Genomic DNA, 12,449 nt, shown 5'->3' with positions numbered 1-12,449 from the left:
GTGCTCCTGTTAGTATAACATATTCCCTCGGGATCTTGCACATTATTTTGCATCTCTGGTCACATCTCTCAGCCACTTGCAGCTCCTGTACCGCCAGAACGTGATCGGGATCTTGATGATCTCGTCGCTCATCAGGATCATATATACGACCGGCACGCTCAGCTTAAACACAAAGGCAGCCAGGAATCCCAGCAGGATGGAGCAGCACCACATGGTGCTCACATCCAGGATCAGCCCGAACCTCGTATCCCCGCCTGACCGGAATATCCCGACCACCATGGTCGTGTTGAACGCCTGTCCTACCACAAAATAAGACATGACGAAAAACATGATCCGCAGGTAATCTTTTGCCTCCGCCGAGAGGGACAGAAATGCCGACGCGACCGGCGAGGCGATCAGGATGACCGCGCCTCCCAGCACGCCCATGATCAGGCTCAGGCCGATGAACCTCTTCGCATAAGCCCGCGCATGCTCCATCCTCTTCTCCCCGATGGTCTTCCCGAGATAGATCGCCGCCGCGCTGGACAGCCCGAAGGAGACGACCGTCGCAAGCTGCCTTGCCACCTGCGCCACGGAATTCGCCGCCACAACAGGGCTTCCCATGTGTCCCAGTATCGCAGTGTTCGCCGCAGTGCCAAGTCCCCACATCACCTCATTGATGACCACCGGAAGGGCGTATTTCATAAAATCGCCGAAAAGCACCTTGTCGGTATGCAGCACATAACGCAGCCTCAGCTTGATATCCTTATTGAAAAACCTTGCATATCCCGCCACGAGCACTACTTCCAGTATCCTGGCGCAGAGCGTGCCCAGGGCAGCCCCGCTGATCCCCATCGCCGGAAGCCCAAAAAGGCCGAAGATGAAGATCGAATTCATGATGATATTGCAGATCAGCGACAGCAGGTACACAACCGTCGCCACGATGACCCGCTCCACGCTCCTCATGATGTACAGGTATGCCTGCGTGATCCCGATCATAATATAAGTAAACGCCACGATCCGCAGATATTTGATCCCCTCGGCGATGACCACAGGATCGCTGGTAAAGATCCGAAGGAGCAGCCCCGGGACCACCAGCGCCGCGGCAGTAAAAAGGGCAGTCACAAAAACTGCCGTCTTTACTGCTATCCCAAGGATCTTTTCGATCGCGTCCTTATCTCCCTTCCCCCAGTACTGAGCGGTCAGCACTGTGGCGCCGGAGGTCAGCCCGAACAAAAACAGGGTCATGATATACTGGACCTGTCCCGCGAGGGAGGCGCCGGACAGCGCGTCTTCCCCCACAGCTCCGAGCATGATCACATCCGCCGCGGTAACTCCGACATTGATCAGATTTTGGAGCGCCATAGGCACGACGAGGGCGATGACCGTGCGGTAAAAACTGCCCCACTCGATGCCCAGGCGGTCTTGTTCCTTTTTCCTCAGCATAACTTATTCTCTTTTCCGGATCTTATCCTTACTTTTTTCATGAAAGATCTTATTCTTACTCTTTTCCGTTGAAGCAGTAGGTGCAGACTTTGCACGGCTCCAGGCCGATGGACTCCAGAAGGTCGTCCAGCCTGTGGAACCTCAGAGTCGTAAAGTTCTGGATCCGGCGGATCTCCTCCACCATCTCCGCGTAGCGGCAGGAATCCGGGTTCGCGTACTCTTCCAGCACCTCTGCCGGGCAGTTCTCCCCTTCTTTTTCCTGGATGATGCGCCTGGTGATCAGGTCCAGGTCTGACTTTGACCTGGAGAAGTTCAGGAACTTACATCCGTAGACAAGGGGCGGGCACGCGGGGCGCACATGGACTTCCTTTGCGCCGCTCTTATAGAGGAATTCTGTCGTCTCCCTCAGCTGTGTCCCTCGCACGATCGAATCATCGATAAGAAGGAGCTTCTTATTCTCGATCAGCGCCTTGACCGGGATCAGCTTCATCCGCGCGATCAGGTCCCTCTGGCTCTGGTTCGTAGGCATAAAGGACCTGGGCCATGTAGGGGTGTATTTGATAAACGGGCGCGCATACGGGATGCCGGATTCATTGGCATATCCGATGGCATGAGCCACGCCGGAATCCGGGACGCCTGCCACGATGTCCGGGTGCACGCTGTCCCCGTCCCTCTTTGCCAGCATACTTCCGCATTTATAGCGCATTTCCTCCACATTGACTCCCTCGTAGGAAGAGGTCGGATATCCGTAGTAAACCCAGAGGAAGGAGCAGATCTTCATTTTCTCTCCCGGCTCCACCAGGGTTTCCACGCCCTCAGGGGTGATGAACGCCACCTCTCCCGGGCCCAGCTCCTTGTAATCTGTGTATCCGAGATTAATGTACGCAAAGTTCTCAAAAGAAACGCAGAAAGCGTCCTCTTTCCTTCCGATCACCAGCGGCGTCCGTCCGAAACGGTCACGGGCAGCATAGAGTCCGTCCTTTGTCATAAGGAGAAGGGTGAGTGACCCGTCCACGACCTTCTGGGCGTACTGGATCCCCTCCACCAGGCTTGCCTTCTTGCAGATCAGGGATGCCACCAGCTCTGTGGCATTGATCTTCCCGCCGCTCATCTCCTGGAAATGGGAATGCCCTTCATTGAAAGCACGCCGGAGCAGCTCCTCCTCATTATTGATCTTCCCTACCGTAACAATGGCAAAACTTCCGTGGTGCGACTGGATCAGGAGCGGCTGCGGCTCATAATCCGAGATACAGCCGATCCCAAGATTGCCTTTCATCTCCTCCACATCCCGCTCAAACTTTGTCCTGAACGGAGAATTCTCTATATTATGGATCGCACGGCAGAATTCACCGTCGCCGTATGCGGCCATTCCGCCTCTTCTCGTCCCCAGATGGGAATGGTAATCCACCCCGTAAAAAAGCTCCAGTATGCAGTCTTTCTTCGATGCAACTCCAAAAAATCCGCCCATTAAATATGCCTCCTTCATTGCCAGGGCCCGCGCGGAACAGCCGCGGAGCCTCTGAACCTGCTGTCCTTTATCTTTTTCCTAATACAGAATAAAGGAAACACTATAAAAAAGTCAAGACCAGGTTTTTTCTTTGCCCTTCCTGCTGTTTTCGTCTATAATAGATATCAAACAAGTCGGAAAAACTATGCTTTACATAAAGGGAACCAGACAGGAGGATTACTATGACTATGCATGCAGCAGATATGGTGATCGTCTCGGCGCAGCAGCTCCAGCCGATCGATACCATAGACGGTTTTCAGGTCCGTCCCGGATTTTTCAGGGATTTCGGGGCCACGATCATCCCGGGCGGTGTGAACTTCACCGTCCAGTCCCACGGGGCGGAATCCATAGAACTGCTCCTCTTCCACCGCGGGGCGGAAGAGCCGTTCGCGGAGCTTAAATTCCCGGACAACTACCGGATCGGCTTTGTGTACTCCATGATCGTATTCGGTCTGGATATCGGGGAATTCGAATACGCATACCGGGTGGACGGTCCCTATGACGAGAAAAAGGGGCTCCGCTTCGACTCCACCAAGCTTCTCCTGGACCCTTACGCCCGGGCAGTGACAGGACAGAGCAAATGGGGACATAAGAACAATGCCCGGCACGGATACCGGGCAAGAGTCGTGCGTTCCAATTTCGACTGGGGCAGGGAGCGTACCAGTCAGATCCCCATGGAAGACCTCATCATCTATGAAATGCATGTAAGGGGCTTCACAAAAGATCCTTCCTCGGGCACAACCTGTCCCGGGACCTTCCATGCGCTTAAAGAAAAGATCCCTTACCTCAAAAAACTGGGGATCAATGCTGTGGAGCTGATGCCGATCTTTGAATTCGACGAGATGCGGGACGCCCGCCTCATCGATGAGAATCAGCTGCTGGATTACTGGGGATACAACCCGGTCAGCTTCTTCGCTCCGAACACAAGCTACTGCTCCGCCCTGGAGTATAACCGGGAAGGGCTGGAGCTCAAAAACATGATCAAAGAGCTCCATGACAACGGGATCGAAGTGATCCTGGATGTCGTATTCAACCACACCGCCGAGGGCAATGAGCTGGGCCCGTGCTTTTCCTTCAAAGGCTTTGACAACAATGTCTACTATATGCTCACCCCTGACGGGGACTATTATAATTTCAGCGGGTGCGGGAATACGCTGAACTGTAATCATCCCGTGGTGCAGGAGATGATCCTGGACTGCCTGCGCTACTGGGTCATCGAATACCGTGTGGACGGGTTCCGCTTTGACCTCGCCTCCATCCTCGGGCGCAACGAGGACGGCGTGCCCATGAACCAGCCCCCGCTCCTGCGCAACCTTGCCTTTGATTCCATCCTGGGAAATATCAAGCTGATCGCAGAGGCCTGGGACGCTGGCGGTCTCTACCAGGTCGGCTCTTTCCCGTCCTGGAAGCGGTGGGCAGAGTGGAATGGACGCTACCGGGACGACATGCGCTGTTTCCTGAAAGGCGATACAGGCATGGCGCGCACCGCTGCCCAGCGCATGACCGGCTCCCCGGATCTGTATGACCCGGTGTACCGCGGCGGCAATGCCTCTGTCAATTTCATCACCTGCCACGACGGCTTCACCCTGTGCGACCTGTACAGCTATAACCAGAAGCACAACGAGGCCAACGGATGGGACAACACAGACGGCTACGATGACAACAACAGCTGGAACTGCGGGGCGGAAGGAAACACAGATGATCCCGGCATCCTCGCTCTCCGCCTGAAAATGATGAAAAATGCCTGCGCGGTCCTCATGTGCAGCCGTGGGACACCGATGTTCCTCTCCGGAGATGAATTCGGCGACACCCGCTACGGGAACAACAATCCCTACTGCCAGGACAATGAGATCTCCTGGCTGGACTGGACCCTGCTCTCGAAAGAGCCAAACCGGGAATTATTCGACTTCTTCCGCTATATGATCGCCTTCCGCAGGAAACATCCCGCCATCCGGCGGGATCTGGAGCCCAGCTATATCGGTTTCCCGTCCATGAGCCTCCACGGGCTCACGCCATGGGAGCCGGAAGCCCCGGAGAGTGCCTACGCTGCTTGCGTCCTCTTCTCCGGGTATGATGAGGACTCCGGGAAGGAAGACCTTGTCTATATCGCGGTCAACGCCCACTGGCATCCCGCACAGATGACCCTCCCGGACCTGCCGGAAGGATATGTCTGGAAGATCGCAGTCAACACAGGGGATCCCCTGCAGCAGGTTTTTGAGGAAGATGAAATGCCGGCTGCGGAGAAACAGCTGCTGCTGGGGGAGCGGTCGGTCATCGTATTTGTGGGGGAACCTGTGTGATCGGCTGAACGTCCGAAAACCCCGGAGCGGGTTTGTCGGAGACGTATTCAGCGCGGGGGTATGGGTGGGTGAGGCAACTTCGGAATGAGGCTTGGAAAAAGTAGAAATCAGGGGACACGCGTTGGGATTGGAAGAGGGATTGTCTGAGGCAAAGCCGAGTTGCCCTCTTCCAATCCCTGCTTTTAGCGTGTTCCCTGATTTCGTAGTTTTTCCTGCCTCATGGAGCGGAGCCGATGCCAGCCATATCCCCGCGCTGAATACGTCTTCGAAGCATCTGCGCTTCACTGTTTTCGGACGTTTCGCCAACAGGACGGCCCCCCACAATTACAGATTTAATTCACTGTTCGTTTTACATATGTTGTATGCAGGATATGATGTGCCTTTTCGCTTCCCGGCGCTCCGAGATACTCGCTGTACACCTTCTTGATGGACGGGTTCTCATGGGATTTCCTGATCTTTTTCGCCGCATCGTTGTCATACAGTGCCTTCGCGCGGATCGCTTTCACATCCTCGAAATTGCGCACGTCTGCGTGTACCTGGGGCTGTCCGCCGCCGTTGACGCAGCCGCCCGGGCAGCACATGATCTCGATGAAGTGGTAGTCCGCCTCTCCGGCGCGTACTTTATCCATGATGATCTTGGCATTGGAAAGCCCGGATACGACTGCCACTTTCACATCCATCCCGGCCACATTGTAGGCAGCTTCTTTGATGCCTTCTGTGCCGCGCACTTCCATAAAGTCCAGTTTTTCAAGGGTCTCTCCTGTCAGTTCTTCCACTGCGGTGCGCAGAGCCGCTTCCATAACGCCTCCGGTCGCCCCGAAGATCACGCCTGCTCCTGTGGACTCGCCTAACGGGTCATCGAATCCCTCGTCCGGCAGGCTGCGGAAGTTGATGCCCACCTTGCGGATAAGCCTTGCCAGCTCCCTCGTTGTGATAGAGATATCCACATCCGGCACTCCGGCTGCATACTGGTCGTCTCTCTGGAGCTCAAACTTCTTCGCCGTACACGGCATCACACTGACGCATACGATATCTTCCGGCGCGATGCCCATCTTCTCTGCGTAGTATGTCTTTGTGATCGCCCCGAACATCTGCTGCGGGGATTTGCAGCTCGACAGGTGCGCGAGCTGGTCCGGGTAGTAGTGCTCGCAATATTTGATCCAGCCCGGCGAGCAGGATGTCATCATCGGAAGCACACCGCCGTTTTTCACACGGTCCAGGAATTCATGCGCTTCCTCCATGATCGTCAGGTCCGCGCTGAAGTTAGTATCAAACACTTTATCAAATCCGATCCGGCGGAGCGCTGCCGCCATCTTGCCTTCCACATCCGTACCCATGGGGTATCCGAACTCTTCGCCAAGAGCCGCCCTTACAGCCGGCGCGGTCTGTACGACCACATGCTTCGTCTCGTCAGAGATCGCCGCGAGCACATCGTCGATATTGCTCTTCTCATAGAGGGCGCCCGTGGGACATGCCGCGATGCACTGGCCGCAGCCCACGCAGCTCGTATCGCCCAGCCCCATCTCAAACGCGGAGCCGATGAATGTAGCGAATCCTCTGTTGTTCGGTCCGATCACGCCCACGCTCTGCACCTTCTCGCACACTGCGGAGCAGCGGCGGCAGAGGATGCATTTATTATTGTCGCGCACCATATGGACCGCACTTTCGTCCAGCTCATAATGGGGCATCTCGCCCTCAAAGTAATTCTCATCCGTCACGCCCAGCTCCTGGCAGAGCTCCTGGAGTTCACAGTGTCCGCTGCGCACGCAGGAAAGACATTTCTTATCATGGACAGACAGGAGCAGTTCCAGGGTCCTTCTCCTGGAATCAAGCAGCTTCTGCGTGTTGGTCAGCACTTCCATGCCCTCTGAGACAGGGTGCACACAGGCTGCCACCAGGTTCCTCGCGCCTTTTACTTCCACCACGCACATACGGCATGCGCCGATCTCGTTGATCTCTTTCAGATAGCACAGTGTCGGGATACGGATCCCTGCCGCCTGCGCCGCCTCGAGGATCGTAGAACCTGCGGGTGCAGTCACATTCAAGCCATTGATCTTTAAATTCACAGTTTCCATCTCCACTGCCCTCCCTTACTCTTTGTAGATCGCGCCGAACCGGCATTTTTCCATGCAGGCGCCGCACTTTAAGCACTTCTCGGGGTTGATCATATGTACTTCCTTTACCTTGCCGATGATGGCGTCCGCCGGGCAAGTCCTTGCACAGAGAGTACATCCCTTACATTTATCCGGGTCGATCTTATACTGGAGCAGGTCTTTGCAGACGCCTGCCGGACATTTCTTGTCCACGATGTGTGCGATATACTCGTCACGGAAATACCGCAGCGTGGAGATGACCGGGTTGGGCGCTGTCTGTCCCAGTGCACACAGGGAATTGGACTGCAGATGGCTGCACAGCTCTTCCAGCTTATCCAGGTCTTCCATCGTCGCCTGTCCCTTTGTGATCTTCTCCAGGATCTCCAGCATCCGCCGTGTACCGATACGGCACGGCGTACATTTTCCGCAGGACTCATCCACAGTGAACTCCAGGAAGAACTTCGCGATATCCACCATACAGGTGTCCTCATCCATGACGATCAGGCCGCCGGACCCCATCATAGATCCGATCGCCTTCAGGTTATCGTAATCGATCGGCACGTCCAGGTGCTCCGCCGGGATACATCCGCCGGACGGGCCTCCTGTCTGCGCTGCCTTGAACTTCTTACCGTTCGGCACGCCCCCGCCGATCTCCTCTACGATCTCGCGGAGCGTTGTCCCCATGGGCACCTCCACAAGTCCTGTATTGTGGATCTTGCCGCCCAGGGCGAACACTTTTGTCCCCTTGGAATTCTCGGTTCCCATTGACGCGAACCATTCCGGGCCGTTGACGATGATCTGCGGGATGTTCGCATAGGTTTCCACGTTATTCAGGATGGTCGGCTTCTGGAAGAGGCCTTTGAGCGCCGGGAACGGCGGTCTCGGGCGGGGTTCGCCCCTGTTCCCTTCGATGGACGTCATGAGGGCCGTCTCCTCGCCGCAGACGAACGCCCCTGCGCCGAGCCTTAACTCGATGTCAAAATCAAAGCCGCTGTCAAAGATATTTTTGCCCAGCAGTCCGTATTCCCTCGCCTGGTTGATGGCGATCTCCAGACGTTTTACCGCGATGGGATATTCCGCACGGACGTAGATATATCCCTGGGAAGCGCCGATGGCATAGCCTGCGATGGCCATGGCCTCCAGCACCGCGTGGGGGTCACCCTCGAGGATGGAACGGTCCATGAATGCCCCCGGGTCTCCCTCGTCCGCGTTGCAGCAGACATATTTCTGGTCCGCGTCATTGGCTGCCGCGAACTTCCACTTCAGGCCGGTCGGGAATCCGGCGCCGCCGCGTCCCCTCAGCCCGCTGTCCAGGAGGATCTGGATCACGTCCTGGGGCGTCTTCTCCGTGAGCACGATGCCCAGCGCCTCGTATCCGCCGGTCCCTATGTACTCATCGATATTCTCCGGGTTGATGACACCGCAGTTGCGCAGCGCCACCCTGTGCTGTTTTTTATAGAAATTCGTCTCGTTTAACGGGATGATCTTATCCGTCTTTGTCGTCTCATCATAGAGGAGGCGGGTCACTACCCTTCCCTTCAGCAGATGCTCGGATACGATCTCCGGGATATCTTCCTCCTGCACCATCGAATAAAATGTCCCTTCCGGGTATACGATCATGATCGGTCCCAGAGCGCAGAGCCCGAAACACCCGGTCTTGACAACGCCGACTTCCTCAGAAAGCCCGTTTGCCGCGATCTCTTTTTCCAGTCTTTCCCTGATCCGCTGGCTGCCGGAGGAGGTACATCCGGTTCCGCCGCAGACAAGTACGTGTGAACGATACATAGCTTTCAAGCCTCCTTTTCTTTATGCGTTTTGTTCCTGTGCCGCGCTCAGCGTATACTTTGACACGACCTGTCCGCCCAGCAGGTGGAGGCGCAGCACTTCCAGCGCCTTCTCCGGCGTCATCTTTACATAGGTCACCTTCTCCTTGCCCGGCACCATGACTTCCACGATGGGCTCGTACTGGCACAGCCCGATGCACCCGGTCTGGGTGACGCTGATCTTCTCGCTTAAGTTCTGCTCCTGGACTGCGTCAGAGAGAGCGGTAAGGACAGGCCTTGCCCCGCTTGCGATGCCGCAGGTCGCCATGCCGACGACAACGCGGATCTGGTTCTCGCTCTCCGCGCGGACTCCGACCTTGCCCTGCATCTTCTCTCTGATGGCACGTAATTCTTCAAGAGATTTCATATAGTTCCTCCATTTCTGTTTCTGATATTGATTTCTGGTTCATACACAGACATAACGCTCAGATTTCTGCCCCGCCGTCTGTCTCCGCCTTGTTCGTCTCCAGATATTCCTTTATGAATGCGGTTATCTCCGGCTCTGAAAAGGAGATCCCTTCCCCGAGCATCTCCCTCATCTCCCTGGTATCCAGGATGAAGGATTTCCCGCCGTACTCATATGTATATCGGAAGTCAATGTGTTCGTTAAATACGATCAGCGTCTGGACAGTGGAGCTGATATCTCCCAACGGCATCCTGTCTATATGGGACAGGCCGAATACCGCCTTTACTGTTGTCCCTTTTCCTTTTTCTGAATCGATCCGGAAGCTGCCGCCCGTGCTCTCAGCCGCCTGCTTGAAAAACGGGACTCCCAGCCCCACCTTCCGCGTCGTGCGGGTGGTAAAAAAAGGATCCTGCACGCTTGCCGCCTGCTCCGGGGTCATCCCGCAGCCATCGTCCTTTATGATAACGGTGAGCGTGTCCTCTTCCGGCTGCACGGAGACTGTGATCTCGATCAGAGACGCCTCCGCTCTCACGGAATTTTCCGCAACATCCAGGATATTCAGAGAGATCTCCGGCATCATGGCTTACTCATATTTCGCCAGGATGTCGTCCAGATCGTCCACTGTCAGCCTGCCGTAGACTTCGTCATTGATCATCATGACCGGAGCCAGCCCGCAGGCGCCGACACAGCGGCACGCATCCAGCGAAAACCTTCCGTCCGGCGTACACTCTCCGCCCACGATGCCCAGCTTTTCCATAAGGGCATTGTAGATATCCCCGGAGCCTTTTACATAACACGCCGTGCCGAGACAGACGGAGATGCGGTATTTCCCTTTGGGGCTTAAGGTGAACTGCGAATAAAACGTCGCCACACCGTAAATCTTCTCCATAGGGATCCCTGTTTCATCCGAGATCATCTTCTGGACCTCGATCGGAAGATAACCGTATATATCCTGTGCCTTCTGCAGGATCGGCATAAGGGCACCTTTTTCATCCTTGAGCTCACGGATCACTTGCATAAGTGCCTCTTCCTGTTCTTTTGTCCCGGAAAATGGAACTGTACCTTTCTTAGCTGCCATTCTTCAACCTCCATTTCTCTTTTCCTCCAGACTGTGCAGTTGCATCAGATTCCCGCCAGTCTTTAAGATATATTTTGTGCTCATTAGATTAATGATACCACAAGATATAACACAATACCACTTATTTATTATGAATGTATGTGTCAAGTAATCGTTGGCACTTTTTCTTATTTGTTGATGTCAGTTTATTTCTGCTATTTTCAGATAATTTTCCCTGGATTTTTTCCGCTCACCTTTCTTTCTTTTAACAGAAGGCTTTTTCAAAAGCTCTTCTTGATGCTGTCCGCATTGCATCCAGGAGTGGCATATGATGTGTGATGGCATCTATATACGGATTCCCTTTCCCGTCTTTCTTCGGTGCTTTCGCAGCACTCAGCGTTTTGACGATTTCCTCCATCTGCATCGTGAATATCAGTCCATCTGTATACCGTTCGATCGTATCGATCAGTTCCCTGTTCTCCTTCCGATACAGGGCTTTTGCCATGTTATTTGCCCCTTGTACGGACCATCTCATCCTCCGATGCTTCATCCGCATTGTGACCACCGTACAGTTCTGGTTCTCCTGCACTCCCATGTTTTTATATATGATCCCTTCTGGTGCGTCAGGCAACTCAATTCCCCTTTCCTGGTATGGAATCAGCCCCTCCCGGTTATTCCACAGATATTTGTATAATTCCCTTGCATTTTTGCTCCCCTTATCTTTCGGATCATCACTCTCTATGCTGTCTGCATAGACCTGGATATATTCCAGCATCTCCTCTACTTTCTTCTGCTCCAGGAGCTCTTTGATCCGTTCCTGAGCTTCTACATCCCGGATATTCTTTTTAATCTCCTTATAAATATGGAACCGATCCAGTTGGAAGATAACCTCCGGGTCATAGGCCTCTTTGATCCAGCTTCCTCCATCTCCGTTCAGGATACGCTGACCGATCTCATCTGCATCATAGATCTTTTCAATCAGTGCTTCCCGTTTTTGATGGAACTGACCGCTTTTCTCCATCCCCGCCAGCATCTTCTTGTTCACAAGGCTGCTCCTTTTCGGGTTATCCGAATCCCACCCTTCATACATCGTGAAAACCTTCATTTCCTGCTTCGGTGCCTTTCTATGCGTGGAATCCTGCATCCGCAGCCACACACCATCCATCTCCTCAAAAAGAATACCAACTGCTCTTTTCCCTTCCGCCAGATCTGCTTCCATCTGCTGTACCGCGTATTCCTCCTCTTCGCTGATCCGTTCTCCCAGCTGTTGGATCAGGTTCCAGACACCCCCATGGCTGATCGTCTGCCCGCAGGTATCACTTATTATATCTGCGCTGACACGATAAGGGGATTCTGTTACTGTAAGGGCAATCTTTTCTGCAAGGTTCGTAGAGATCAGCCCAATCTTCTCCATCTGCATCGCCTGATCCAGAAGATAGATGTGGGCGGTCCTTCCGTCCTCTTGTTCTGTCCGGTAAACTCTTCTGGAATAGGTCACTTCCCCATATACAGTTTTGATCGAGGTTTCCCGTTTGCCTTTGTTCCTGTAAGCCTTTTTATCTCTCTCTTTTGCCAGTTCGTCATCATAGTTTTCCAGAATGATCTGGGTGATCATCCTACCCAACTCGCAAACATAGGAAAAAACTTTCTGCTCCAGCACCTTGAAAGATACCATTTTTTCTTCTACAATAGATTTCATCATACAGTCTCCTTTACGTGTTTTGTTCGCAACTAACATCATAAAGAAAAACTGTATGATTGGGAAGTGGGGATTTTCTCTGCTTCCCTTTTTATTTAGGAATAATTCCTATTTTTGCCAATAATAATTATACACTAAC

The 12,449-nt window shown here is 54.0% G+C and carries 9 protein-coding genes; 1 reads left to right on the top strand and 8 read right to left on the bottom strand.

Annotated elements, in window-relative coordinates:
* Positions 1–42: 42 nt before the first annotated feature.
* Both B5G27_RS15345 and B5G27_RS15340 read right to left on the bottom strand, forming a co-directional pair.
* Positions 43–1,425, bottom strand: coding sequence for an MATE family efflux transporter (locus B5G27_RS15345; RefSeq protein WP_087179722.1), 1,383 nt, complete (start codon positions 1,423–1,425; stop codon positions 43–45).
* Between the two features lie 55 nt (positions 1,426–1,480).
* Positions 1,481–2,893, bottom strand: coding sequence for an amidophosphoribosyltransferase (locus B5G27_RS15340; protein WP_087179721.1), 1,413 nt, complete (start codon positions 2,891–2,893; stop codon positions 1,481–1,483).
* Positions 2,894–3,114: 221 nt separating this feature from the next.
* Between B5G27_RS15340 and glgX the strand changes: the two genes are divergently transcribed.
* On the top strand, positions 3,115–5,232 hold the full coding sequence (gene glgX, locus B5G27_RS15335; RefSeq protein ID WP_330399090.1) for a glycogen debranching protein GlgX: 2,118 nt from the start codon (positions 3,115–3,117) through the stop codon (positions 5,230–5,232).
* Positions 5,233–5,564: 332 nt separating this feature from the next.
* Here glgX and B5G27_RS15330 read toward each other — a convergent pair whose 3' ends face one another.
* From B5G27_RS15330 to B5G27_RS15305, 6 genes are all read right to left on the bottom strand, one after another.
* The gene (locus B5G27_RS15330) at positions 5,565–7,307 is read right to left on the bottom strand and encodes an NADH-dependent [FeFe] hydrogenase, group A6 (protein ID WP_087179720.1); all 1,743 of its coding nucleotides are present in this window, start codon (positions 7,305–7,307) and stop codon (positions 5,565–5,567) included.
* A gap of 15 nt (positions 7,308–7,322) precedes the next feature.
* Entirely contained in the window at positions 7,323–9,110 is a 1,788-nt protein-coding gene (gene nuoF, locus B5G27_RS15325; RefSeq protein WP_087179719.1) for an NADH-quinone oxidoreductase subunit NuoF, read from the bottom strand.
* A 21-nt stretch (positions 9,111–9,131) separates the two neighbouring features.
* Positions 9,132–9,515, bottom strand: a complete 384-nt coding sequence (locus tag B5G27_RS15320; protein ID WP_087179718.1) for a (2Fe-2S) ferredoxin domain-containing protein — start codon at positions 9,513–9,515, stop codon at positions 9,132–9,134.
* Between the two features lie 58 nt (positions 9,516–9,573).
* Positions 9,574–10,134, bottom strand: a complete 561-nt coding sequence (locus B5G27_RS15315; RefSeq protein ID WP_087179717.1) for an ATP-binding protein — start codon at positions 10,132–10,134, stop codon at positions 9,574–9,576.
* A gap of 3 nt (positions 10,135–10,137) precedes the next feature.
* Positions 10,138–10,632, bottom strand: a complete 495-nt coding sequence (gene nuoE / locus B5G27_RS15310) for an NADH-quinone oxidoreductase subunit NuoE (protein WP_087179716.1) — start codon at positions 10,630–10,632, stop codon at positions 10,138–10,140.
* 244 nt (positions 10,633–10,876) lie between these two features.
* Positions 10,877–12,313 (bottom strand): ISLre2 family transposase, encoded by a 1,437-nt coding sequence (locus B5G27_RS15305; RefSeq protein WP_162611232.1) that lies wholly within the window; start codon positions 12,311–12,313, stop codon positions 10,877–10,879.
* Between the last annotated feature and the right edge of the window lie 136 nt (positions 12,314–12,449).

The sequence above is a fragment of the Lachnoclostridium sp. An76 genome, from assembly GCF_002161355.1.
Classification (GTDB): domain Bacteria; phylum Bacillota; class Clostridia; order Lachnospirales; family Lachnospiraceae; genus Mediterraneibacter; species Mediterraneibacter caccavium.
Note: the sequence above shows the minus strand (reverse complement) of the source record. Positions and strands in the feature narration are given on the sequence as shown.

Excerpts from the sequence above, each read along its gene's own strand:
- B5G27_RS15345 (WP_087179722.1), bottom strand. The coding sequence starts at position 1,425 with ATGCTGAGGAAAAAGGAACAAGACCGCCTGGGCATCGAGTGGGGCAGT.
- B5G27_RS15340 (WP_087179721.1), bottom strand. The coding sequence starts at position 2,893 with ATGGGCGGATTTTTTGGAGTTGCATCGAAGAAAGACTGCATACTGGAG.
- glgX (WP_330399090.1), top strand. The coding sequence starts at position 3,115 with ATGACTATGCATGCAGCAGATATGGTGATCGTCTCGGCGCAGCAGCTC.
- B5G27_RS15330 (WP_087179720.1), bottom strand. The coding sequence starts at position 7,307 with ATGGAAACTGTGAATTTAAAGATCAATGGCTTGAATGTGACTGCACCC.
- nuoF (WP_087179719.1), bottom strand. The coding sequence starts at position 9,110 with ATGTATCGTTCACACGTACTTGTCTGCGGCGGAACCGGATGTACCTCC.
- B5G27_RS15320 (WP_087179718.1), bottom strand. The coding sequence starts at position 9,515 with ATGAAATCTCTTGAAGAATTACGTGCCATCAGAGAGAAGATGCAGGGC.
- B5G27_RS15315 (WP_087179717.1), bottom strand. The coding sequence starts at position 10,134 with ATGATGCCGGAGATCTCTCTGAATATCCTGGATGTTGCGGAAAATTCC.
- nuoE (WP_087179716.1), bottom strand. The coding sequence starts at position 10,632 with ATGGCAGCTAAGAAAGGTACAGTTCCATTTTCCGGGACAAAAGAACAG.
- B5G27_RS15305 (WP_162611232.1), bottom strand. The coding sequence starts at position 12,313 with ATGATGAAATCTATTGTAGAAGAAAAAATGGTATCTTTCAAGGTGCTG.